The following is a 23,858-nucleotide window of genomic DNA, read 5'->3' as shown; positions in this document are numbered from 1 at the left end:
CGACACGCTAAGCACTGCGTTGCGCCTCCCCCTCAGCCTCGGTGATCAGGCCTTCCTGACGCAAGAACCGCACGAGATTCTCGACCGTCTTGGCCAGGGCCGGCTCCCGCAGATGGACCTTGGCCAGCGTGCGAGCGTGCCGGTATTGGGTGTTGTCGTAACGCTTTTCCCGCATCGCGGCAATCTTGTCCGCCGAGCGGGTGAGGAAATCGACCAGCGGATAGAGCTGATCACGCGGGCTGCACCGCCGGTTCAGCTGCTCGGTGAAGGAGGGGATGTCGTGGTAGTCGAAGCGGTAGCCGAAGCGTTCCGACAGGATCCGTGTGATGTCGGTCAGGTTGTAGTAGTCATCCGCGGTCATATTGAAAACGCTGCCCGCCTCGGCCGGCAGATCCATCAGCGCGACGATGTGATCGGCGATCAGGTCCGCCGGCAGCATGCTGAGCTGGTTGAGCGCGTTGACGGCAACCCCGTGCTCGATCATGAACGCCGTCAGGCGCACCAGGATGTCGTCCTCGCTCCCGAAGCCCGCCCTGGTGGGCGAGATCAGCGAAGGCCGGAAGATGCGCACATCGAGCCCCTGCCGCTGCGCCGCCAGCGCCAACTGCTCGGCGACCCACTTGGTCTGCGAGTAGCCGAAATCCAGGCCGCTCATCTTCGTGTTGGCATCCCACTCCCCGACCACGGGCTCGGTGCTCCAGCCGTAGATGAACGTGCTGGAGACCAGGTGGAAGGTCTTTCGGTGTGCGGTCATCGCCAGGCGCAAAAGATCATGCGTGCCAACCACATTGGCGGCGCGCAGGGCGTCATACGTCCTGACGTAGTTGACCAGGGCGCCGTTGTGGAGGATGGCGTCGACGCTCTCGGCCAGCCGCCGGAACCCCGCCTCACCGATACCCAGGTGGGGTTCGGCGAGGTCACCGCAAACCACCCGCACCCGCGACCGGACCTCGGCTTCGAGGGCCGGGGACCACAGCTGAGCCCGGTGCAGCGAGGCGATGATCCGGTCCAGGCCGTGGGCCGCATCCGTCGCGCGGACCAGCGCGTGGATGGTGTACGAAGTCTGGCCCAGGAGGCTGTTCACCAAGAACGGCCCCAGGAAGCCGGTCGCGCCGGTCAGCAGGATGTCGCTCGCGCGACCCGATTGCGCCACCGGCAGCGCGGGCAGCGGCAGCCGCGCGTCGGCGCGCATCTGCTCGGTCTCCTGCGCCTCGTACATGGCCGAGATCTGATCCAGCGCCCGCCGCAGGGTCTCCACGGGCTGGCCGGACCGATCGCCGAATTGCCGCATGAGCCGGAAGAATTCGGCGACGGTCAGGCGCTGAAGCAGGCGCGTGTTGACCTCCTCGGCCAACTCCCCCGCGCCGTGCTCTTCCAGCAGCGCCTGCAGGTCCGCGCGCAGCTCGGCGAGGGCCAGCGAGTCGATCCCGAGATCGGCGAAGGAGCACTCTTCGTACCCGGTGAGGTCGTAGCTCTCGATGAGATTGCGGAAGCGGGCAAGCGGGCCCGCGCTGGCGTCCGGCCCGTTGTGGGTGTGGTGGGCCGTGTGGTTAACCCAACTCGCCAGCGCGGGCAGCTTGCCGTCCAGCCACAGCTGGCGGGTCTGCGAGCGCCTGATCTTCCCCGAGGTCGTCTTGGGGATGCTGCGCGGCGGCGCGAACACGATGGTGTGCGGATCGATGTGGCCGTGCCGGCGGATCGCTCGCGCCAGGGCCTTGCCGTCCGGCAGATCGTTACCGTCGCGCACCTCGGCGACCACGACCAGCGCCTCCTCCTCGTCGCGTTCGACCGAGAAGGCGGCGACGCAACCGTGCCGGATTTGCGGGGCCGACCGCTCCACGACGGCCTCGATGTCCGACGGGTAGCAGTTGACGCCGCGGACGATGATCAGGTCCTTGGTCCGGCCGCAGACGAACAGCTCGTCCTCGTAGAGGAAGCCGAGATCGCCCGTGCGCAAATAGGTGTGGTCGTCGTCGCCGGCGATGCGAGCGCCGAAGGTTTCCGCGCTGACATCGGGGCGGTGCCAGTAACCACCCCCCTTCGAGGGTCCGTCCAGCCAGATCTCACCGACCTTGCCCTGGCCCAGCGCCTGCCGGGAATCGGGGTCGACGATGCGGACCACGGTCCCCGCCGCGGGCTTGCCGCTGCTCACCAGGGGGGCCTGGTTGTTGTTCTCCGGCAGCGCCTTTTCGACCCGCACCACGTTCTGTAGCAGGGCCCGCTTGTTCACGGCCAGCGTCTGGCGGCCCCGCACGGAGACGATCAGGGTGTTCTCGGCCAGGCCGTACGCGCCGGTGACGGCGTCGGGCCGCAGGCCGTAGGGGGCGAAGCGCTCCCGGAAGCGGGTAAACGTCTTGGCCCGCAACGGCTCCGCGCCGATCAGCATCGACTCGAGGCTGCTCAAATCGATGCCCTCGATCTGCGACGCCGGAAGCTTGTCCTCGCGCAGGCAGTACTCCAGCGCGAAGTTCGGCGCGGGCGTGCGGGTCGCGCGCACCTCGCTGATGAGCCGCAGCCAGGATGAGGGTCGCTTGAGGAAGTCCTCCGGCGACATCGCATGCGTGCTGCCGCCGATCACCACGACGAACAGGTAGGCGGAGATCAAACCCATGTCGTGGTGCTGCGGCAGCCAGCTGACCACGACTTCGCTGTCGGGGAAGGCCGACGCGTTGGCGATGACGTTGGCGTGGGTCACCACCACGCCCTTGGGGTCGCTGGTGGAGCCGGACGTGTACTGCAGGAAAAGCACCCGGCCTGGGTTGTCGGCGACGGGGGCGCCGCCAAAGTCGCGCGTGGCGTCGGTCGGGATCCACGGCAGCTCCGGAAGCCGCTCGGCGTCCGGCCACGCCAAAGCGCCCTGTCGGTGGTCCAGCAGCTGGCGGAAGGTGTGCTCGAGTTCCTTGGTCGACAGCACGGCCTTGGCCTGGCAGTCGCGCGCGACGAAGCTGAGCTTGGCCAGCCCCGACTCGAAGGCCATGGGCAGCGGCGGACTGACCGGGACGGCGATGACTCCGAGGCGTGCGCAGGCATAGAACGCGGCCACCATCTCCAGCCCGGGCGCGTAGACCAGCAGCGCGCGATCCCCCGGCTTCAGCCCGGCTTCCGTGGACAGGTAGGCGGCCAGCTCGCGCGTCCGCTCCGCGAAGCTCCGGTACGTGTAGCGCTCGAGTTCGCGGCCGTCGGCGTCGACGAACCGGAAGAGGGTCTGGTCCGGTTGCCGCGCTTCCCACATCCGCAGGTAATCGATAAGCGTCTCCATCGAGGAGTCACTCCCCTTCCACGTCGATGGCCGGTCTGAAGCCGAAATCAAAAGAAGAACTGGTTACCTCGCAATTCACGGTAGCGCCGTTAATCGCCGTCACGCAAAGCTATTTCGACGCCGCACATAGATTTCACAGGTGTGGGTGATCCATCCCACATCCTGCCCGTTTTCGTACGCGCCGGAATTCGCCTAGCTGGATTGAGGCATCAGTACCTCAGTACACCGCCTGTCCCGGATAGGCCCAGGTAGTACGAGGATACGCCGATACTGAGTTACGGACATACGAGGCTCCGTAGTCAATGAGGCCTCGGACCAATGGCGTTTTTCCGATAGACCGAACGGAAAACGGGTTTTTGCAAATATCGACTCTTTTGCGCGTTTATTTCCATTACGCAAAAGGCCCGGGCAAAGCGCAGCCGACATTCGCACCGCGGGCGAAATGGGTGGCCGTGACTCCCCCGCGCCCGTCCGTCCGGCGCCCGAGGCAGCACGTCGACACCGGCAGGCCTCAACATGTACGGATATACTGAAACTGACTTACTGATCCACCGCGTCCTGGTTACGACGAGAAAGTCACCCCTGATGAGTACTCCGGACCGCATGGCAGCGGCGCCGACCGATCGCTTCGCGGTCGGTCGAACGCGGAATCCCCGAACACGACGAACCGTCGACCTCACGCCCGCCCAGCACCGCGCCCTCGATATCTGGCAGCGCGAAGCCGCCGACCGCCTCGGTGTCGCTCGCGTCACCGGGCAAGAGGTTCTCGCCACGCTCGTCGACCAACTGCTCAGCGACCCCAAACTCGCCTCGCAGATCACGCGCACCATCCAGGCCCGGCGCTAGCGCCGCAGGCGCGTCGTCAGGAATCCGAACGCTGCGGATCGATGCCGCGCGACATCGCCTCACGGAGCGGGCGAGCGTCGAGTGGTAGTTGACGACCGACCTGTGCGATGCGAATGCGCGGGCCGGCGCGGGCCACGAGCCGGACGATGCCGTCGAAACGCTCGCCATCGATGATCGGCGACAGCGGCTCATCCTCGGCCTCGATGATCATCTCTTCGCCATTGACGTCGCGGACCAGATCACCGGGAAGCGTTCCGTTGCGGAGCGCCGCGGGCAGGTGCGCAATGATCCTCGAGGGCCTCAGGTTTCCAGCTTGGAAGTGCAGCGCGCCAGGTTCGGACGCCTTCGGGAACAGCCGGAAACCGGCGCCGATGTGCAGGTCGATCGCGCCGGCGTGCAGCAACGTGTGTGTCCGCGTCGGGACCTCGACGCCGTCGATCACCACGCGCGCGTGGGTCGGAGCGAACAGGCGGGTCGCGTAGTTGGACTTGTTCGAGTGCCCGGGGACCACCTTGTTGCTCAGATAGTCGCCGAACGAGCGGGCCATAACGCGAACGACGTCCGCCCGGCCATGGGTGTGGTTGTCGTAGTACTTGTCGTAGAACCGGTTGCCGACGCCTCCGGCGGCCAGGCCAAAGCAGAGCCGATAAAACTTCGCGCCGTCCGCAGTTTCGCCGTCGAGCGCCAAGGTGTCCAGAAACGTCTCGGGCGGAGGCTGATTCGCCTCGGCCGCGGCGACCAGCGCGCGCAGAACCGCTTCGGGTCTCCCCCGCACCCGCGCCTTGCGAGCGACGGCGTTGACGCTGCCGCCATTGCTGGGCACGAACGCCGGCCAGCGGTCCGGATCGTCGGCGCAGTGCCGGGTTTCGTTGATCAACCAGTTCAGCGATCCGTCGCCGCCGTCGCTGATCAGGTGGCTGACCCGCGGGTATAGCCGCCCGACCGTGTCGCGCAGCTGCGATACCGAGGTGGTTTCGTGCACCTCGCCCCACGGACCGACGATGCGGCGCATGTCGGCCGCGACATCGTGCTTCGCCGCGCGATTCTTGCGCGCGAGCGGATTGACGATGACCCCTAGATACATGCGGGGACCCCCGACCCACGCCGTACCCGGCGCGTACGTGGGATTCCGCGGTCCATGACCGCACGATACCCGCGACGCCGAAGTGCGCCAGCTGACGCGAAAACGGTCGCCGAGGCGCAGTCGCCAAAACCATTGCCCGGAAGGGCCCTTGCCGTTTCGCCGCTAGGGTGGCTGCCATGCCAGGTTGGACAGCAGCGGACCTGCCGTCGTTCGCGGGACGCACCGCCATCGTCACCGGTGCCAGCGGCGGGCTGGGCGAGGTGACCGCGCGGGAGTTGGCGCGGGCCGGTGCCCGCGTCATCCTGGCGGTGCGCAACACCGACAAGGGTGACGCCGCGGCCGCGCGAATGACCGGCCAGGTCGAGGTGCGCCGGCTCGACCTGCAGGACCTGTCCTCAGTGCGACGCTTCGCCGACGACATCGACAGGGTCGACGTGCTCGTCAACAACGCCGGCATCATGGCCACCAAGCGCGCGGTCACCGTCGACGGGTTCGAGGGCCAGATCGGCACCAATCACCTCGGTCATTTCGCGCTGACCAACCTGCTGCTGCCCAGGCTGACCGATCGCGTGGTGACGGTGTCCTCGCTGCTGCATCACATCGGCTACATCAGCCGCAAAGACCTGAACTGGCAGTCCCGGCCGTATTCGGCCTGGCTGGCCTACGGCCAGTCGAAGCTGGCCAACCTGCTGTTCACCAGCGAGCTGCAGCGGCGCCTGGATGCGGTCGGTTCTCCGCTGCGCGCGCTGGCCGCTCACCCCGGCTGGTCGCATACCAACCTGCAGGGCAATTCCGGTCGCAGATTCGGCGACGCGGCGGTGCTGGCCGTCGACCGCATCGTGTCCACCGACGCCGACTTCGGCGCCCGGCAAACGTTGTACGCCGCATCGCAGGACCTCGCGGGCGACACGTTCATCGGCCCACGGTTCGGCCTCTATGGCCGCAGCCAGCCGACCTGGCGAAACTGGCCGGCCAGGCGCGCAACCACGGCCGCCGCGCTCTGGGAACTGTCCGAACAGCTCACCGGCACGAAGTTCCCGCTCTGAAGCGGAGCGCGCGGCCTTCGACGCGCCGCTCCCCCGGGTCGAGGTTAGATTGGTGAGTAGTCAGTCAGCCGCTTTCGGTGCGAGTCCGCTGAGGCGAGCCAGCTAACAGCGAGCAGGTTTGGGCGAGGAGGTCGTGCCATGTCGGATAGGGACCTGGCGGTGCTGCTCGCCCTGTGCGCCGCATTGGCATCCGCGGTCGGCAATGTGATCCGGCAGCGCTCCGCGCAGGAGGTCACCGACAAGCAGGTCGGTCATCTGACGCTGTTCGGCATGTTGTTGCGCGACAAGCGTTGGTGGATGGGCGGTTTGGGTGACATCTCGAGTTACCTCCTGCTGGCCTGGGCCCTCGACGAGGGGTCGGTGTTGCTGGTGATGTCGCTCCAGGTGACGGCGCTGCTGTTCGCGCTGCCGATCTACGCGCGGGTGACGCGTCATCGGGTGAGCCGTGGCGAGTGGCTGTGGGCGGTCTTGCTGGCCGCGGCGCTGGCGGTCATGATCGCGGTCGGGCAGCCGGCGGGCGGCCATGAGCGCGGCGCGCTGGGAGCCTGGCTGGTGGTGGCCATCGTGATGGGCCCGCCGTTGCTGCTGTTCCTGCTGGGCGCCCGGATCTGGTCGGATCGTCCGGCCGCCGCACTGCTTTTGGCGGCGGTGGCGGGTTCGTTGCTGGCGGTGTTCTCGGTGCTAATGAAGGGCGTCGTCGACGTGATCGAACACCACGCCGGAGATCTGTGGCGTACCCCCGAGTTCTATGCGTTTCTGTTCGCCGGCGTCGCCGGAATGATCATTCATCAGTCGGCCTATCGCGCCGGAGCGCTGACCGCCTCCCTGCCCACGATCATCGTCGCGAAGCCGGTCGTGGCCGGGGTGCTCGGAGTCACCGTGCTCGGCGAGACCTTGCGCGCCGGCGGCACCGAATGGTTCCTGCTGGTGGTGGCCGCCGTGGTGGTGATCGTTGCGACCATCGGCCTGGCCCGCGGTGAGGCCGCGACCATGGCGGCCGGCGCCGGGCGCGACGTGAAGGTCACCGACCGGCCGAAGGCGGCCTCCCAGGCCTGAAGCTGTTCAGCTTGAAGGCATTTCGAAGGTGAATTCGTGGCCGCAGATGGAGATTCGGTCGCCGTCGGCGAGGGTCGCGCTGGTGCGGATCCGTCGATCCGCCACGTCGACGCCGTTGGCAGACTGCAGATCGGTGATGACGAAGCTGTTCCCGGTATCGACGATCACGGCGTGGTAGCGGCTTACGGTGTCGTCGTCGATGACGATGTCGTTGTCGGAGAGGCGGCCGATCCTGGCGGTCGCTCCCCGCAGCGGATAACGACCGCCGGCGGCGTCGCGCAGGTACGCCACCGCGGACTCGCTTGAGGCCTCGGTGGGCCTGCGGAGAGTCGCGACAACACGTTTCGCCGTTGCCCGGGCCACCTGTTTGACGTCGAGCGGCTCCTGGCGAAGGATCCGCTGATGCAGGCCCCGCAACGTGGGCCCGGGGTCGATGCCCAGCTCGTCGGCGAGCGTCGTCTTCAGCCGGCCGTACGCGTCGAGCGCGTCGTACTGCCGCTCGTTGAGGTAGTAGGCCGTTATCAACTGTGCCCACAACGGTTCTCGGTAGGGGTGCTCGGCAACCAGCGCTTCGAGCTCGCCGATGACGGAATGGACTCGCCCGCAAGCGATCTCGGCTTCCGCGCGCGCGGTCAGGGCCACCAGCTTGTCCTCCGCCAGTCCGGCGGCGTAGGCCTCCACGAATTCGAAGTCGCGCAAGTCCTCCAGCACCGGGCCGCGCCACTCGGCCAGGGCGGCCGACAGGTGGCGGCTGGCCTGTTCGAACCGGCCGGCGGCGGCCGCCTCGACTCCCGCCTTTTGTTCGAGGGCAAAGCGCCCGACGTCGCATGCCTCATCGGACACGTTGAGCCGATACCCGGGCTGGGCGCTGACCAGAACGGCGGCGGCATCCACGCCGGCGCTACCCACCAGCCGGCGCAGCCGAGACACGTGCGCGTGCAGGCTCGCCCGCGCCTCGGGCGGCGGGTGCTGCTCCCACGCCGCGTCGATCAGCGAGTCGATCGGAACGGTGCGATTTCGATTGATCAACAGCGTGGCCAGCACCGCCCGCTGTTTCGCCGCACCCAACGCAACGTCGGTGCCGTTGGCGCGCATCTGCAGCGGTCCCAACACCCCGAACCGGAGCGGTTCGTCGGCCATCGCAGATCCCTTCGCCGTCACCACAGGTACACGCGGGCGCTGCTACCGCCAACGCAGGTAATCCAGCTGTCGCCCGGGTGCTGCTGACAATGCATGAGGAAGTTCGAGCCGTTGCATAGCGCGCCGGGCACGGTCTTGCAGTCAACGGCGCCCGGCGCCGAGACGGCCCGAGGCAGCGGGCTGGCGTTGCCGTATTCCGCCCAGTACGTCGTCAGCACGCTGTTGGCGAAAAGGCATGACGTTTCCGGGGTCCCGCGTCCGGCATGGGTGCCGAAGCCCGTGGCGGTCGGCACGGAGAAGCCTTGATCGCAGGACTGATGCAGGCTGCTCAGGTCCGGACCGGTTATCAGCGGGGGCACCGCGGCGCGCGGCGGCGAGACCTGCGGCTGCCCGCTCGGCCAGTGGGCGACAAGCACGATGACCACCCCGATGCCCGCGAGAATCAAGGCGGCCGAGACCCCGATCACGGTCGGCAGCAGCCATCTCCGCTTGACTTCGCCCGAATGGCGCTTCGGCAGTTCCCCCGTCGCGATCTCGTCCGTCGCGCCGCCGAAGGCAACAGCACCGGCCGTAAACGGTCGGGTGCGGTCCCCGTCGGCCGACGCGCCTCCCAGTGCGCGCTGCGCGGCGCGGGCGAGGGCGCCCGCCGTTCCGTACCGCTCGTCGGGATCCTTGGCCATGCCGCGGGCGACGACTTCGTCGAGCGCCGCCGGAACGCGCTTGTTCACCACGCTCGGTCGCGGGGGCGGCAGGACGAGGTGGCCCGCCACCAGATGCTCGAGGCTGTCGCCGGCGAACGGGGCGTCCCCGGTCAGCGCCTCGTACAACACGCACGCCAGCGAGTAGACGTCGACGGCGGGGGTCGTCGCCCTGTCGTTAAACCGTTCCGGCGCCATGTAATTCAAGGTGCCGATCTGCGTCCCGACGGTCGTCAGCCGGGGGTCCCCCTTGGTCTGCGCGATGCCGAAGTCGACGAGATACACGAAATCGGCCGGGGTGACGATGATGTTCTGCGGCTTGACGTCGCGGTGAATCAATCCCTCCGCGTGCGCCGCGTCCAGGGCGGCGGCGACCTGACCGATGATGGCCACCGCCCGCGCGGGCGCCAGCGGGCCCTGTGCGATCAGGTCGAGCAGCGTCTGCCCCTGCACCAAGCGCATGTCGATGTAGAGGCTGCCGTCGATCTCGCCCCAGTCGTGGATCGGGATGACGTGCGGTTCCTGCAGCATCGCCGCCGCCTGGGACTCGCGCTGGAACCTGGTCCGAAACGTGTCGTTGGTCGAGAGCTCGTCGGCGAGGATCTTCAGCGCGACGGTCCGCCCTTTGCCGGTGTCGTATGCCTCGTACACCACCCCGCCGCCGCCCTTGCCGAGCTGGCGCGTGAGGTTGTACCTGCCGAACGTCGTACCGACGCGCGCGTCCACTACCACCGCCTTGATTCCTCGGGTACCGACGCAGTATCTCCCGAGGTGGCCGGACGATGCAGCTCTTTGCTGCGCGAGCCGTCCCGGACGGGTCGTCGACCGCGCAAGATTCGCGCAAGAAACGCGCAAGGCGTCCGCCGCAGCCTCTACGTGACCGGGCAGCAAAGACCCGGACGCGTTTCTCAGGAGCCAGATATGACCACCACGTCCCGCGCGACGTCCGCGCTGATGGCAATCGCCGCTGCGACGATCGCCCTCGCGCCTGCGGCACACGCCGAACCCGACAACGCACAGCCAATGGCGGCCCACGGCGTCGAGGCCCCGCTCGGGGCCGTCCCCTGGTCGCAGGTCGGTCCCGGTTGGATGCTCGCCATGTGGAGTCCGGCCCCCGGCCTGCGCCCCGGCGAGACGCCGCCGCCCGGGGCACCGACCTGGGAGACGGCGACGACGACGCTGTACCTGGTCGACCCCGCCGGTGGCCGCTACCCGATCACCACCTTCCCGCCACCGGGCAAGGCTCAAAGCCCGAAGCTGGTCGACTGGTCGGGCGACGGGACGCGCGCCCTGTTCTCCACCGAGGAGAAGGACCGGACCGTCCTCACCGAAGTCGACCTGCGCAGCGGGGCGAAGACCACGTTCACCGTCGACCGCACCGGCGTGAACCCGCGCTACACGCGTCCCGACGGCAAGGCGGTGCTGCTGTACAAGTGGAAGGAATCGAAGCCCGGCTCGCTCGAACGAGTCGACCTGGCCGGCAACCATCAGCTGACCTACCCGGTGGACAAGGACTTCGACGGATATCTGTCCACACCGGACGGCACCCAGCTGGTGCTGGGCACCGCCTCCGGCCTGGCTCTCATGGGCAACGACGGTGCGGTTGGCAAAGCGCTGCCGATCGCCGGGGAGCGGGACTGCGCACCGACGCGGTTTTGGGACGCCGACTCGACGATCGCCGTCACGCGCTGCACTGGCTCCGCCGGGTCCCAGCTCTGGCTGGTGCCCATCGACGGTGGGAAACCGACCGCGCTCACCGCGCCGAACAACGGCCAGAAGGGGCCAGACTACGGCGACTTGGACGCGTGGCAGGTCCCCGCCGGCAGGTACGTCCAGGCCGCGGGCGCGTGCGGCGTCATCTTCCTCGCCAAGGTCAATGACGACGGCACGACATCGAAGGTCTCTGTGCCCGAGGCGAAAAGCGACAGCGTCGCCGTGCTCGGCGTCAACGACGGCCACCTCGAGCTCAAAGCCAGGGCCGGGTGCGGGGGCGGTCAGGCGCTGATCGACTTCAACCCCGCGGCCGGCACCTCTACGGTGTTGCTCGGGCCGCCGGTCAACGGCGGCGGCGTCATCAGCGCGGTGCCCTACCCGGGCCAGCGGTAGTGAAACCGAGAGCGAAATGATCAAAACCACACGCCGTGAAGTTGGCGGCCGGCTGATGCGGCGCAAAATCGCGTCTTTGGTCCTGCTCGCGGTTGCCGCCTTCGGCATCAGCGGATGCAGCGGAACACCTCAGTCGCCGCGCGCAACGGCCCCAACGCCGGCGCCGGCGCCCCGACAAACCGTGCTGCCGTTCACCGGCCTCGAAAGTCCGCACGATCTGGCGGTGGACACCGAGGGCAATGTGTATGTCACCGACCTTCGTCACTCGAAGGGTGAAGCGGGACTGCCCTCCGTGACCACCCGCGTGATCAAGCTGCCGGCGGGGTCGAACACCCAAACGGTGTTGCCGGAGTTCGTTCACGCCGGCCTGGCGGCGGACTCGGCGGGCGGCGTGTGGGTCATCGACGCGGACCACGAGCAGTTGGTGAAGCTGGCGGCCGGGTCGGGCACCCAGACCGTGCTGCCGCTGCCCGATCTCGGCTTGCGCAGCGAACTGCTGGCAGTGGATTCCGCCGGTGGTGTGTACGGCAGCGACGGAGGCGGGGTGTACCCCGACGGCGGATGCTGCAGGCCGGTCCACGTGGTGAAGGCCGAAGCGGGCTCACACGCTCCGACGGTGTTGCCGTTCACACACATCCTCGGCGTCGGCGGAATGGCGGTGGATGCCGCCGGAAATGTGTACGCGGGCGACTTCAAACAAGTGCTGAAGCTAGCGGCGGGAACGGACACCCAAACCGTGCTGCCGTTCGACATTGGCAGCGTCGGAGGCATGGCGGTGGACTCCGCCAGAAGTTTGTATGTAGTCGACGCCGCCCGCAAGCAGGTGCTGAAGTTGGCGGCGGGGGCCGACAGGCCGATCGTGCTGCCGTTCAGTGGCCTCAATCAGCCCGTAATGGTTGCGGTGGACGCCGCGGGCAATGTCTACGTCACCGACGTCGGCAATCACAACGTGGTCAAACTAAATCCAGGAGACCAGAAATGAAGCCGAAGCTGTCGCTTCTCCTCGCCAGTGTGATGGCATCGTTCGGTGTCGTCATCGCACCGCCCGCAATCGCCGACGCGGGGTGTGGACCGGGCGGGCCGCCGCCCGGCGCGGCGAGCAAGGACGTCAGCGATGTCTACGGCCAGCCGGCCACGCTGTGGATCACGGACACGGTCGTCGGCATCACCACCGCCCAGGGCTACGGCGAGGCAAAGATACTGAGCGCCAGCCCCCTTCAACGCTCCGCGCTGTTGATCGACGCCCAACAGGACGGCAATCACCAGATCATCGTTGACACCAACAGGGAGGCAATCCTGTACGCGGTGTCCGGCTGCACCATCACCCCGGTTGTCGATCAGCAGGGCACGGAATTCCGATTCGACCGCGGGCATCGGAGGGGCAACGGCGACGGCATCGGCTGCAGCGACCTCGGCGAAGGCCGCCGCCTGGTCGGATTGCTCCAGCTTCGCGACGAGCACGACACACCGCTTTTGACCGTGCGTCGCACCGAGATCGATCTCGCCGGCGCGACGGCGACGATCGGCCGCTCCGACACCGTGACCGCGACATCGGTTCACGACCCGGCATGGAGCACTGCGGACGGCATCAGCTGCGGTGACCTGACCATGACGCGCGACGGCGTCCACGCGCCCTACTGACGCAAGGCTCACGCAAGAATCGCGCAAGGCATGCCCCGCAGGCTGATACGCATGAAGAAATCGGTCACCCTGGCCCTGACGATTGGGCTCGTCACGGCAGCGCTGTCAACGGCGGGATGCTCCACGACCACCGCCGGGTCGCCCGCGACCTCGACGTCACGCGGCGTAACGGTCACCACATCCGATGCGGCGCAGGGGCAATCGGCGTGCGCCGGGCTCGACGGAACCGTCGGCGGCGACCACATCTGCCGCGTGCGTAGTGCCACCCCCACCTACACGATCGAGATGAGCTTTCCGGTCGACTACCCGGAGATGCCGGCGGTGGCCGCATTCCTCAAGCGGGATCGCGACGAGTTCATCGACTGGGTCGCCACCATCGGACCGCGCGGTGGGCGCAATCGGCCGTATCTCTACGCCGTCACCGCCAAGACCTATCGTTCGGGAAAACCGGACGCCCGCACCCAAAGTCTGGTGCTCAAGATCGACAACGACACCGGCTTCGCCCACGAGGGTCACCCGAACACCACGTTCCGGGCCTTCAACTTCGACCTCGCCAAGCGCGTCCCGATCACGTTCGACACGTTGTTCAAGCCGGGGGCGAAACCGCTCGAGCTGCTCAACCCGATCGTCCGGGCCGAATTAGACGCGCCCGCTGCCGATCTCGACGAGACGACGTACCAGAACTTCGGGATAACCGACGACGCGGTGATCTTCTTCTTCGGCCAAGACCAAGTGGTGCACGACAACGGCGGGCCCCACAAAGTCGCGATCCCCCGCATCGAACTCGCATCAATGCTGGCCTGATCTCAGAAAGGTAGCGAATCAACATGAAGCACAAGGACGTTGCCAAGGCATGGCGCGCCCGCATCGGCGTCGTGGCGCTGGCGGCGGTGCTGGCCTCCGGCTGCGCGCCGTCGACCGGAACGCCCGCGGCACATGGCCCGTCGGGCGCCCCGGGGGTGGAAACACAGCCCGCGGCCCACGGTGTCGAGGCCGCGATCGAGACCATCCCATGGTCGCAAGTCGGTCCGGGTTGGATGCTCGCCTTGTGGAGCCTGGCCATCAGCCATCGGCCCGGAGAGAAACGTGACCCGAACGAGCCCGACGCAAACAAGGTCACCACGACCTTGTTCCTGGTGGACCCGGCCGGCGGGCGCTACCCGATCACCACGTTCCAGCCCGGGTCCACCGCCCGGTTGCTCGACTGGTCGGGGGACCGGACCCACGCCCTTATGTACAGGACCAAACCCGGGTCCTTGTACGACGCATCGGCCGTCGCCGTCGACCTTCGCAACGGCAACCAGACCACATTCCCGATCGCCGATGGCGGCCCCATCGGCTTCGCGCGCCCCGACGGCACTGCCATGCTGATCAGCCGGGGACACTACCCGGCTCAGCCCACCCTGCAGCGGGTCGACCTCTCCGGCAAGGAGGAGCTGACCTATCCGGTGGGCCCGGAGTACAAGGGCGGCGCTCTGCCGGCTCCCGACGGCACGCGGCTAGTCCTTGGGACGGTCGACGGCCTTGCCCTCATGGGCGGCGACGGGACGCCCGGCAAGCAGTTGCCGGTGCCCGGGAAACTCACCGTCTGCTCACCGGTTCGATGGTGGACCTCGACCGTGGTCCTCGCCAACTGCACGGACACCGGCCGTTTTTCCCACACCGGCCAGCTATGGCAAGTGCCCGTCGACGGCACGACGCCGACCGCGCTCACCGCGGTCAACTCGGGAGCGGGCCGCGATCCCGGATTCGATGGCGACCTCGGCGACACGGACGCGTGGCAGTTGCCGAGCGGCACGTTCATGCAGTCGATCGGCGGATGCGGCACCGTTTTTCTGTCCCGCCTGACTCCCGACGGGCACGCCACGCGGGTGAAGGTGCCAGGCCTGTCCGACAGTGTGGTCGTCAACGGCGTGAGCGGCGACAAGCTGGTCCTCGTGGCCAAGGCGGGCTGCGGTCCCGGCACTTCGCTGCTGACCTACGACCCCGCGGCCAACACGTTCACCGCGTTGCTGGGACCGACCATCAACGGCGGCAGCGTCGCCCAGGCGATCGTCTATCCGGGCCGGAAGTAGGCACGCGACACACTGAGTTCATGCGAAAACGCATAGATAGCTCATAACCGGCATTTCACACCAGCTTTTGCTGTTCATAACTTCATAGTTGAGCGCAAACGGCGCCACACGAGACGACACTGTGAATTTAAATCGCAGTTGCGGTGTTGTGCGGGGAGTCAACCGGGCAGGAGAGCAGCAGATGACTGCAACATCAGTGAAGGCGCCGGAGGTCCGTGCAGCGCGCACCCACCGCATCGTTCTCGCCGTGGTGGGCCTGTGCTTGATGTTGACCGGCTGCACCGTGTCCGCCACCGGGCGACCCGTGGCGGCGCCGAACCTGGGCCACTGGCAACCGGCGCCAATCCTCAACGCGCGCTTGGCGAACCTGCTGTTGAGCGCCCGCGACGTCAACGCCGTCGGGCAGACGACCAGCATGGCGCTGCGCCGACCGATCTCGGAGATGTCGCACAGCGACGACGTGGTCTCCGATCGGAATTGCCTCGACGCCTATTCGCCGGTCGAGGCCAGCGTCTACCGAGACAGCAGCTGGGTCGCGCTGGAAGGACAGTTCCTCGACAACGCCCACGCGAAGGCCGACCACAACAAGCACGCCCTGCTCCAGGCGGTGGTGCGGTTCCACGACGCCGACGTGGCCCAGCACTTCTTCAGTCAGGCCAAACCGCGGTGGGCCGCCTGCGCCAACCGGCCGCTGACCATCACCCAACCCGGCGACAACCCCGTCGCCTGGAAATTCGGCGGACTGGTGGCCACCGACAGCACGTTGAGCCTGGTGCAGACCCTCGACGCCGGCCGTGGCTTCTCGTGCGAGCGCGCGCTGGGAGTGCGCAACAACGTCGTCATCGACACGCTCTGGTGTGGGTTCGACACCGCGGACCAAGCGGGCGAGGTCGTCAACAAGATCGCCGCCGCCGTTGAGGTGTGACCGATTGCCGCGGACTATCGACTCGTGAGCTTTGCACCGGCGGGCTTTGTGCGGCCGTCGGTTTGATGGGGTCGCCCGACCGTGTAGTTGCCCTCATCGTCGGTGAAGATGACGACGAACAATTGCTTGACGCGATCGATGGTCGCCTCGCACGTGAAGGTGTTCCCTTTCGCGATGGTGGGGTTTTGTCCGTCGTTGCAGGTGACGTCGCTGACGTTCTTCGCGCCGTAGCCAGACGGGTCGGACAGGATGCGTTGCACTCCCGCTTGGGCTTTGGCGACGTCGAGCTTTTTGGTGAGCCAGAAGCCCGGGGCGACCAATCCGGTGAATAGCAGCGCGGCGGCGACGAAGGCGGCGAACCCGCCGACGTACCACGGCCACGGGAACGTGGCGAAACCCATTGGGGTGCATGCCTTCTCACGATGCAGCGGGTAATGCGGGTGAGCGTAGGGCCGCAGCGGATACGTCGGGGGAAGTGATGCGTTCGCGGGGTGCGGCTGCCACCGCGGCCACACTGGCGCGGCAGGCATCGGGGGCACGCCCGGGCGCTGCCCGGGGTGGATCGCATTCGATGGTGGGTAGGGACGGCTCATGGGTGCCTCTCGCCTCTCACTGGCTGACTGTTCTGCGGCGTCGCCGGGGGCGAATCGGATAGCCGCCCAGTTCGGCCAGCGAGCGCAGGCGGCGCCGGGCGAAACTCCGCGCGCGTCCCGACTCGGGGATCACCACCCCGGCCCACAGCCCCTGAGCGCCGGGCGTGTGGAAGGCGTCCCAGGCGCATCGCCAGCGACGAGGACACGCGCGGCACAGCGCAATCGCCTCGTCGTCGGGGTCGGTCGTCGTCCACCGCTCCGGGTCGCGCACGCAGGCGGGGACGAAGTTGTCACTCGGTTCGCGTCGAGCGGCGGTCGCTGTCATGACTCCTCTTTCCCTCGAGCGCGAAACCGCGCCTGATGCAACGACTGTAATCGAAGCGTTAGCGGATTGCAACAACTAAATCGTTGCACCCGCCTCGGCCCGCCGTGGGCCGTGATTCGCGCAGTTCAGCGCTGTACACACGCCTCTGACCACCGAAAGCTGTGACGCGGCGCCGTGACGATCAAGCACGCAGCGCTGATTTTGGCCGCCAATGGCGGCGCGCACCGTGGCGGGCGCGCCGGGAAAGCTGTAGCATTTCGCAGCGATGCGCTAGGACAAGGTGAAGCACCAGTAGACGGGAGGCGAGTGTGAGACCGGATCCGTCTATTTCGGCACCGACTCTGACCGTGCGAGTCGGACGCGGATCGCAGATTCTGCAGCCGGCCGCCGGCGTGGCCGTCATCGGCCGGGACGCCGGGGCGGCGGTGAGGCTGGATGACGAGCGGATCTCGCGGTGGCATGTTCGGCTCGAACCGCACCGCGACGGCTGGCAGGCCATCGACACCAGCAGCAATGGCATGTTCGTCGACGGCGTGCGCCGCAGCTCGGTGCTGATCGCCGGGCCCGTCAGCATCTGCCTGGGCGCGCCCGACGGGATTCCGGTGCTGCTGGCGCCCGGCGGTCCGTCTGACGTCCCTTCGGACGAGTCGACGATCGTGGTCCCCGCGCCGCAGGCAGACGAGGATCAGTGGTGGGACGGCGAAAGCGATCCCGGCGTCGTGCGCGCCGGCCGCGCGGTCGCGGCGCGCCGCAACGAGCTGGAACTCACCCAGCGCAGCCTGGCCCGGGACAAGATCATCAACGCCGGCACCCTGATCGCCTTCGAGAAGGGCCGCAGCTGGCCCCGCCGCGCCACACTGTCCAAGCTGGAAAAAGCGCTGAACTGGCCGGCGGGAACCATCACCCGTATCCGGCTCGAGCCTTCGATGACGCCCGCACGAGCCGCCGCGCCCGGGGCACCGCCCGCCGCGCCCGCTGAGGAGGCAACCGAGGTGCTCACCGACACCGTCCGGGCGCCGCTGATGGCCGAAACGGTCGAACTGGCCATGCACACTCTCACTGCGGCGATGGCCGACTTACCCGACCCGTCCGACCCGGACTTCACCCCGAAAGCCACCGCCATCCTGGCCGATCTGCGCAAGCTCGAGAAGCTGGCCGCCAGCGCCGCCCGCAACGCCAAGGGCACGCCGTCGGTCGTGTTGGCCCTCAGCAGCGTCCGGCGCAGCTACAACGACCTGATGATGCGCGCCGCGCGATCGCCGGCGGCCACCCTGGGCCAGCGGCTCTACGAGGCACGCCACCGCGCGGAACTGAGCATCGAGGAGGCCGCCAACGGTGCCGGCCTGCCGATCGCCGTCGTGGAGGACGCCGAAGCCGAGCGCGCCATAGCGCCCGAGGCCGCCACCGCCCTCGAGACCCTCATCGCGCAGCTGACGATCAACTGAGCCAACCGGCTTGGCGGCGCAAAGCCTTTCGCGCACTGTGGTTTTCCAGCAGTGCCACCCAGTTCCACACCAGAACCGAGCCAAAGCTCCACCACCCCGCGAGCAGGTTGTGCTGCTGAGCTTGGCGGACGGCGGCCTCGCATTGCTGCAGCGTCCCGGTGACGGTGTATCGCTGGCTGTACCAAGCCATCATCAGGCCGGTGTGTTTGGTCACCCGGACCTGGAACACCGGCTGATAGCCCGGGTGCCAATAGTGCTGAGGATGCGACACGATTTCCTCCGTTTCGGGTTAGCGGGCGTTGGTCGCGCGTGCGGTCACGCTTGCGAGATGGCGGCGGCGATCTTGCCGACCACCTGGCCCGCTTGGTTGCTGGTGTCCGTTCCACACCAGAGGGCGTCGATGATGACGTTGTTGGCGAGCCCCATCGCGCGGTGGCAGGCAAACCCGCCGCCGCCCTCCTCGGTTTGCAGGATGCTCAGCGTGCTGTCGGTCGCCGCCAAGTCGCCGAACGTCCATCTCACCGGGGAACGCCCGGGGCGGTTGACGGTCAGCGGGCGGTTGGCGCACGCCGACCAGCGCGGTTTGGCCTGGCCGAAGTATTGCTGGGCCGAATCGGCGTCGCGGAATGCGACCAGCGCCTGTACCAGGGCGTGCTTGATCGGATCGGCCGGCGATGCGGCGTCGTCCAGGATCTGTCCCTGCACCGCCGTCCAGTTGCTGCCTTGGTAGGCCGCGGCCTGGATCGGTGAGTAGGCGTCCAGACAGCTCGGGTTGGAAACCAGGTCCTCGGCGTGGCCCATCTTCGCGATCGGCGTGCGCAGTGTCATGCCCCGGGTGTGCCCGACGGAATTGACGTCACCGGCGCTGAGCAGCAGGTCACCCAGCCGGGGAGTGAGGATCGGCGGGGGCTGCCAACGGCCCAGGTCCGGGGCGGCCGCCGGTCGCCCGGTAGCCGCGACGGTGCAGCCGGTCAACAACAGGCACAAGCCCGCCGCGGCGACCACGACCAGTTGCGTGGTGGCCACGAGACGGTGGGTGCGCCGGCCGCGGAAACGCCTGGCGGCGCGGCCGACCGGCGGCTCAGACGGCGTCCGCGAGCAAGCAGTCATGGTGGGTCCTCCTATCGGGCTGGCGGGCAGTGCCGCTTCAGGTCTGAGACGCACGCTAGCAACTTTGTCGTAGCGATGCAACGACTTTATTGTTGCGTCGCTACGACTTGCGTGCTCTAATTCGAATCACGAGCGCGGGCGCTGCCGCACATCCCGAAAGGACATCCGATGACCGCTCAGCCGAGCCCCTACCCAGCTGGTCCCGAACGCCGGCACCCCGGCTCACGGGTCGCGCCACCACGTCCGGCCCGGTGGGCCCCGTCTGTCGCAGGCGGCAGCGACGATGCAACCACGGTCATCCCCCGCCGGATGCCCGCATTCCCCGCCGGCCCGCCGGTGCCGCCAGCACCCCCACCGTGGGCTTACGGGGGCTGGCCGGGCCCGGCCTATCCGCCGCCGACCGAGCGACGCGACGACCGTCGCAAGTGGGCCTGGATCGGCGGCGTGACGGCCGCGGTCGTGGCCGTCACCGTGTGCACCGGGCTGATCGCTGTCGCGAGCGAACCCGACCCCGCACCGGGGCGCTCGGCTGCCGGCCCGGCACCGGACTCCCCCTCGGTGTCGATCGCGCCGAGCCAGGCGCCGCCCGCACCGATCGTGCCGCTTGAGGCGCTGCCCAGGCTGCTGCTGGATGCCGGAATCGTCAACAGCATCGAAGGGGCCACCGACATCCGGGCGATACCCGACCCCCACGCGGATTCGCCGTTCAGCGAATTGTCCAGCGACAGGCCCGATTGCGAGGGAATCCAGCATCCGGCGTTGACCGAGGCGCTGCGAGGAAGCGGTTACCTGGGCGTGCAGACGCAATTTCTGCGCGGAGACGGCCATCTCGTCAGCCAGGCGGTCGTCGACTACCCCAGCGCCGAGTCGGCGACCAAGTTCGCCGCTCAGCAAGCCGAGAGCTGGGGGAAGTGCGACGGCAAGCCGCTGACGCTAACGACGCCGGCCGAGGGGTCCGTCACCTTTACCGTCGGCACGGTCACCAACCGAGACGGCATGCTCAGCGTGGTGTTCACCCAGGAAGGCGCCCGCGGCTGGGCGTGCCAGCGGGCGTTGACCGCACGCAACAACGTTGTGATCGACACCCGCAGCTGTGGATTCAACCGTACCGACCAGGCCGTCACGGAGGCCGCGCGGATGGCCGACCGGGTGAGCGCTCAATGACCATGAACCCCAGGAGGATTCCCGTTCGCGGCCGAGGTCCGCGGCGTGCGATGATCGGCACCCCGGCGCTCCTCGTCGGCGGGTATCAGATGTGGTGGGCATTCCGAATTTTGCAGCTTGCGCCGCTGGCCGCGCTGTGGTTCGGCACCCCCGGTCGGGTCGCCATCGTCGTGCTGTCGTTCGCGGCACCCATCGCCCTGGCTTTGGTTGCGTTGCCGTTGACCACACGCCAAGGGCGTCAACGTGATTCGCTCGATGCTGGTACACCCGTCGCCTCGGGATCGTTCCCGTGACCCCGGCGACGCCCGGCGTCCCCCCGAATCCCCGGATGTCGGCCAAGCGCGCTGGTAGCATCAGCTACCATTCGCGGCCCGCCAGGCCGTGGTCGGGTTGTTGACGTGCCCGGGGGTGCGAAAGGGGCGTGCCGTGGGGAATAGCAGGGCATCGGTGACCGCCGCGCCCGTTGGCGCGCTGAGCCCGGAAACCCCGCTGGATGCCAGTCAGCGGGTCCGCCTGCGACGCGCCGCGCGCGATGCCGCGCTGCTGTACCCGAATAACCCCCGGCTACAGCACGCCGCCGTCGACGCGGCGCTCGAATACCTCCATGGCACAACCGATCTGGCCGACGCCGGCGCGGACTGGGACCGTGCCCGCGCCGAGGAGTTGCGGCTGCGCGCACGTGTTCGTCAGATCGCGGTGATGGCCGTCGCGGACAACGTCTCCGAGCGGTCGGTCGCCCGTGCGGTCGGGGTCGATCGCATGACGTTGCGTCGCTGGTCGGGCAAAACGGCGGGCCGCGCGGAGTCGGAGGCCCGCGACTTCGATCGGGGTGAGCGTCGGTGAAAGACGTTCACGACACGGCCCGCGGTGCGGGTCTTGTCGGCCGGCGGCCAGGCCGGGCGCCCATGGCATTGATGGCCGTGTTGTTCCTCCTGCTGGGCAGCGGTTGCACGTCGGTGGTGACCGGGAGCGCCGTCAAATCCGGCGGGCCGGCTCCCCCGGCAGCCAATGTCGCCTTGCTCGATCCCGGCAACTACCCGCGCCGGCCCCGGGCGCCGCTCGGCACCGTGCCCAACGAGGACGCCGGGCGCCGCCTCGAAGCGCAGCGGATGGCCAGCATGGTGACCGGGCCGTGGGAAGTGGACCCGAAGCTGATCTCCGTGCAGTCAGATCTGGCGCCCACCACCGCGCTCACCGACATTCGGTCTCTCTCGGCGCTGGTGTTCGGCACCGCCATCGGCGACCAAGCGGGTGCCCACCACTTTGTGGTGGGATTCGTCAGCGGGCGCGCCACGGTTCCCACACCGGCGGGACAACCCAGCGCGACGACGGACAGACCCAAGATCCTCGACAACGCGGTGCTGCGCTTCGCCGGCCCGCAGGACGCGGCGGCGGCCGCGTCGGCGATGGCCGCCGCCAACCTGGCCATCCCGCGCGCGGGCAACGTGCCCGCCAGGCGCTTGCCAATCCCGCGCTACCCCACCGCTTTGGCCAACGTCGCCGCCGTCTCCGGAGGATTCGAGGCCGAGGCGTTCACCGCCCACGGCCCCTACGTGCTGTTTCAGTACGTCGGCTCCAAGGAAAGCGCCGACGTGGCCGCGGACATGATTGCCAAAACCCTTGACCTGCAGGGGCCCTCGGCCGACCATTTCCAGGCCACCCCGGTGGAACAGCTGGCCAGCCTGCCCGCCGACCCCACCGGGTTGCTGGCCCGCACCGTTCCCGCCACCAACCCCACCGTCAACCAGGCCACGGTGTACGAACCGCGTGGGGCACTGAACTTTCGCTCCGACCCGGTGGCCACCCAGGCGATGTACAACGACGCCGGCATCCAGCGGGTCTCGGTCGACCGGACCACCGTCTATGAGGCGGTCGACACGACCGGCGCGCTTCGGGCCGTCGACGGGCTGGTTCGCATTGATGTCCCGTTCCTGGGCTACAAATCGGCGCCCGGCATCAGCGGGCTGCCGTCCGCGCGCTGCTTTGACCGGGGCTCCGACAACCCCGACCTGGCGACGGTGCGCTACCTGTGCATCGCCGCGGCCGACCGGTACGCGTTCAAAGCCACTGCCGGCCAAGAACTGGACGCCCACCAGCTCATCGCCTCCCAATACCTGATGCTGACCGGCTCATGAAAACAGTGGCGCGAATCTGGGTCGCCGTCGCGGTGGTGGCCGCGACCGCGGTTGGGTGCAGTTCCACGATCGACGGGACCGCCACCACGGCGCAGGGTGCGGGCGGCTGGGACGGGGTCGAGGTTGCGTTGCTCGACGTGGGGAACTTTCCGACCACGCCGCGACCGCCGCTGGGTGTCGCGGGCAACCCTCGAGAGGGCGGGTGGGCGGAGGCGCGCCGCCTCGCCTCCAACGTGGTGGGCCCGTGGGAAGTCGATGCCGCCCTGACTCAATACGCCCAAGTCGATACCGGTCCGGTCAAGGCCAACGACGGGGTCAACGCCTTGCTGGGCGCCCCGATGGGTGACGGACTCGCGGGTCACCGCTTCGTGGCCGGGTTTTCCAGTTCCCGCCACACCGGCGCCGGGCCGTACAAAAGCCTGCTCAACATCGCCTTGGAGTTGGACACGCCGGCCGACGCCACGGCCGCGGTCGCGGCCATGGCGGCCAAGAGCGCGGCCCTGACACAGCCGTTCGATACCAAGCCCGTTCCCACCCAGCGCATTTCGATCCCCCGCTATGCCGGCACCGCAGCGGTGACCTACCGGTGGACCGACGATTACCCGAACCCCGGTGAACCGCGATTTTCGGTGACGGCCGTGACCGCGCACGGCCAATACGTCTTGGCCCAAACCGCCATCTCCGCCGAAAACACCGATATTGCGGCGCAACTGATCGCCACCACGCTGGATCTGCAGCAGCCGCTCATCGACAAGTTCAAGCCCACCCCGTACGACCAGCTGGCTCAACTACCGCTGGACCCCGACGGCCTGCTGGCCCGCACCTTGCCGAAACGCTCCGAAAACGAGGTCGTCAGTGACGGCGTGTACGACGCTCATGGCGCCCTGCACCTCGAGCCCGACGACGCGGCTCACATGCAGGCACTGTTCAAATCCGTTGGGGTCCAACAGGTAGCCGAGGTCGCCGAAATCCGCGTCTACCAAACGCCCGACGCCGGCTCGGCGGCCCGCATCGTGGCCGATTATTCCGGCCCGCACCGGGTCGGCGGGATCAGCGGGATGCCCAAAGCGAAATGCTTTACCGAAACATTGGCCTTTTGGTGCGTGGCGGGTGCGGACCGCTACGCCTATTTCATCCAAAACGAACAGGAAACCGCGCTGCACCAGATGATGGCCGCGCAGTACCGCATGCTGACCGGGAAATGAGCCGG

Annotated in this window: 23 protein-coding genes; 15 read left to right on the top strand and 8 right to left on the bottom strand. The window is 68.1% G+C overall.

Features of this window, described 5'->3' with window-relative positions:
- Positions 1-7: 7 nt before the first annotated feature.
- On the bottom strand, positions 8-3,259 hold the full coding sequence (locus tag A5655_RS16945) for a thioester reductase domain-containing protein (RefSeq protein ID WP_067011829.1): 3,252 nt from the start codon (positions 3,257-3,259) through the stop codon (positions 8-10).
- Between the two features lie 585 nt (positions 3,260-3,844).
- Here A5655_RS16945 and A5655_RS16940 point away from each other — a divergent pair.
- Complete coding sequence (locus A5655_RS16940; protein WP_067011827.1) at positions 3,845-4,105, top strand: hypothetical protein; 261 nt, start codon at positions 3,845-3,847, stop codon at positions 4,103-4,105.
- Between the two features lie 16 nt (positions 4,106-4,121).
- Here the strand turns inward: A5655_RS16940 and A5655_RS16935 are convergent, their stop codons facing one another.
- Positions 4,122-5,189, bottom strand: a complete 1,068-nt coding sequence (locus A5655_RS16935; RefSeq protein ID WP_231999184.1) for an acylglycerol kinase family protein — start codon at positions 5,187-5,189, stop codon at positions 4,122-4,124.
- A 176-nt stretch (positions 5,190-5,365) separates the two neighbouring features.
- Here A5655_RS16935 and A5655_RS16930 point away from each other — a divergent pair, with 176 nt between their 5' ends.
- Both A5655_RS16930 and A5655_RS16925 read left to right on the top strand, forming a co-directional pair.
- On the top strand, positions 5,366-6,235 hold the full coding sequence (locus tag A5655_RS16930; RefSeq protein ID WP_067011825.1) for an oxidoreductase: 870 nt from the start codon (positions 5,366-5,368) through the stop codon (positions 6,233-6,235).
- Positions 6,236-6,373: 138 nt separating this feature from the next.
- Positions 6,374-7,291, top strand: coding sequence for a DMT family transporter (locus A5655_RS16925; RefSeq protein WP_067011823.1), 918 nt, complete (start codon positions 6,374-6,376; stop codon positions 7,289-7,291).
- A 6-nt stretch (positions 7,292-7,297) separates the two neighbouring features.
- On the opposite strand, the gene A5655_RS16920 is transcribed toward A5655_RS16925, so the two are convergent.
- Together A5655_RS16920 and A5655_RS16915 are read right to left on the bottom strand one after the other, a co-directional pair.
- Positions 7,298-8,431, bottom strand: coding sequence for a BTAD domain-containing putative transcriptional regulator (locus A5655_RS16920; RefSeq protein ID WP_067012001.1), 1,134 nt, complete (start codon positions 8,429-8,431; stop codon positions 7,298-7,300).
- Between the two features lie 17 nt (positions 8,432-8,448).
- Complete coding sequence (locus A5655_RS16915) at positions 8,449-9,855, bottom strand: serine/threonine-protein kinase (protein ID WP_067011821.1); 1,407 nt, start codon at positions 9,853-9,855, stop codon at positions 8,449-8,451.
- A 195-nt stretch (positions 9,856-10,050) separates the two neighbouring features.
- Between A5655_RS16915 and A5655_RS16910 the strand changes: the two genes are divergently transcribed.
- From A5655_RS16910 to A5655_RS16885, 6 genes are all read left to right on the top strand, one after another.
- Positions 10,051-11,235, top strand: a complete 1,185-nt coding sequence (locus A5655_RS16910; RefSeq protein WP_067011819.1) for a hypothetical protein — start codon at positions 10,051-10,053, stop codon at positions 11,233-11,235.
- 76 nt (positions 11,236-11,311) lie between these two features.
- The gene (locus A5655_RS16905; protein WP_197508723.1) at positions 11,312-12,217 is read left to right on the top strand and encodes a hypothetical protein; all 906 of its coding nucleotides are present in this window, start codon (positions 11,312-11,314) and stop codon (positions 12,215-12,217) included.
- Positions 12,214-12,876 carry a hypothetical protein gene (locus A5655_RS16900; protein ID WP_067011815.1) on the top strand — a complete coding sequence of 221 codons (663 nt, stop codon included), beginning with the start codon at positions 12,214-12,216 and terminating at the stop codon, positions 12,874-12,876. Before A5655_RS16905 ends, A5655_RS16900 begins: the two co-directional genes overlap by 4 nt.
- A 51-nt stretch (positions 12,877-12,927) precedes the next feature.
- Positions 12,928-13,680: an esterase gene (locus A5655_RS16895; protein ID WP_197508722.1), complete on the top strand. Its 753-nt coding sequence runs from the start codon at positions 12,928-12,930 to the stop codon at positions 13,678-13,680.
- A gap of 23 nt (positions 13,681-13,703) precedes the next feature.
- Positions 13,704-14,951 carry a hypothetical protein gene (locus tag A5655_RS16890; protein WP_231999183.1) on the top strand — a complete coding sequence of 416 codons (1,248 nt, stop codon included), beginning with the start codon at positions 13,704-13,706 and terminating at the stop codon, positions 14,949-14,951.
- Positions 14,952-15,132: 181 nt separating this feature from the next.
- Positions 15,133-15,876, top strand: a complete 744-nt coding sequence (locus A5655_RS16885) for a sensor domain-containing protein (RefSeq protein ID WP_082978704.1) — start codon at positions 15,133-15,135, stop codon at positions 15,874-15,876.
- 14 nt (positions 15,877-15,890) lie between these two features.
- Here the strand turns inward: A5655_RS16885 and A5655_RS16880 are convergent, their stop codons facing one another.
- Both A5655_RS16880 and A5655_RS27240 read right to left on the bottom strand, forming a co-directional pair.
- Entirely contained in the window at positions 15,891-16,277 is a 387-nt protein-coding gene (locus A5655_RS16880) for a DUF4333 domain-containing protein (protein ID WP_067011811.1), read from the bottom strand.
- A 208-nt stretch (positions 16,278-16,485) separates the two neighbouring features.
- Positions 16,486-16,794 (bottom strand): WhiB family transcriptional regulator, encoded by a 309-nt coding sequence (locus tag A5655_RS27240; protein WP_082978702.1) that lies wholly within the window; start codon positions 16,792-16,794, stop codon positions 16,486-16,488.
- Positions 16,795-17,141: 347 nt separating this feature from the next.
- Between A5655_RS27240 and A5655_RS16875 the strand changes: the two genes are divergently transcribed.
- Positions 17,142-18,239 carry an FHA domain-containing protein gene (locus A5655_RS16875; protein WP_197508721.1) on the top strand — a complete coding sequence of 366 codons (1,098 nt, stop codon included), beginning with the start codon at positions 17,142-17,144 and terminating at the stop codon, positions 18,237-18,239.
- On the opposite strand, the gene A5655_RS16870 is transcribed toward A5655_RS16875, so the two are convergent.
- Together A5655_RS16870 and A5655_RS16865 are read right to left on the bottom strand one after the other, a co-directional pair.
- Entirely contained in the window at positions 18,232-18,510 is a 279-nt protein-coding gene (locus tag A5655_RS16870; RefSeq protein ID WP_156764895.1) for a hypothetical protein, read from the bottom strand. The genes A5655_RS16875 and A5655_RS16870 overlap by 8 nt on opposite strands.
- 44 nt (positions 18,511-18,554) lie before the next feature.
- On the bottom strand, positions 18,555-19,265 hold the full coding sequence (locus A5655_RS16865) for a sensor domain-containing protein (RefSeq protein WP_067011807.1): 711 nt from the start codon (positions 19,263-19,265) through the stop codon (positions 18,555-18,557).
- A gap of 393 nt (positions 19,266-19,658) precedes the next feature.
- Between A5655_RS16865 and A5655_RS16860 the strand changes: the two genes are divergently transcribed.
- From A5655_RS16860 to A5655_RS16840, 5 genes are all read left to right on the top strand, one after another.
- Positions 19,659-20,513 (top strand): sensor domain-containing protein, encoded by an 855-nt coding sequence (locus tag A5655_RS16860; protein ID WP_197508720.1) that lies wholly within the window; start codon positions 19,659-19,661, stop codon positions 20,511-20,513.
- A gap of 50 nt (positions 20,514-20,563) precedes the next feature.
- A complete protein-coding gene (locus A5655_RS16855) occupies positions 20,564-20,806 on the top strand; it encodes a hypothetical protein (protein ID WP_067011803.1) in 243 nt (80 codons plus the stop codon).
- Between the two features lie 154 nt (positions 20,807-20,960).
- Positions 20,961-21,356, top strand: a complete 396-nt coding sequence (locus tag A5655_RS16850; protein ID WP_067011801.1) for a hypothetical protein — start codon at positions 20,961-20,963, stop codon at positions 21,354-21,356.
- A gap of 62 nt (positions 21,357-21,418) precedes the next feature.
- Positions 21,419-22,648 carry a hypothetical protein gene (locus A5655_RS16845; RefSeq protein ID WP_231999182.1) on the top strand — a complete coding sequence of 410 codons (1,230 nt, stop codon included), beginning with the start codon at positions 21,419-21,421 and terminating at the stop codon, positions 22,646-22,648.
- The gene (locus A5655_RS16840) at positions 22,645-23,853 is read left to right on the top strand and encodes a hypothetical protein (protein WP_067011799.1); all 1,209 of its coding nucleotides are present in this window, start codon (positions 22,645-22,647) and stop codon (positions 23,851-23,853) included. The genes A5655_RS16845 and A5655_RS16840 overlap by 4 nt, the downstream gene beginning before the upstream one ends.
- The last annotated feature ends 5 nt before the right edge of the window (positions 23,854-23,858 follow it).

The organism is Mycobacterium sp. 1081908.1, from assembly GCF_001673535.1.
GTDB lineage: Bacteria > Actinomycetota > Actinomycetes > Mycobacteriales > Mycobacteriaceae > Mycobacterium.
The sequence above is the reverse complement of the archived record's forward strand: the minus strand, read 5'-3'. Positions and strand labels throughout refer to the sequence as shown.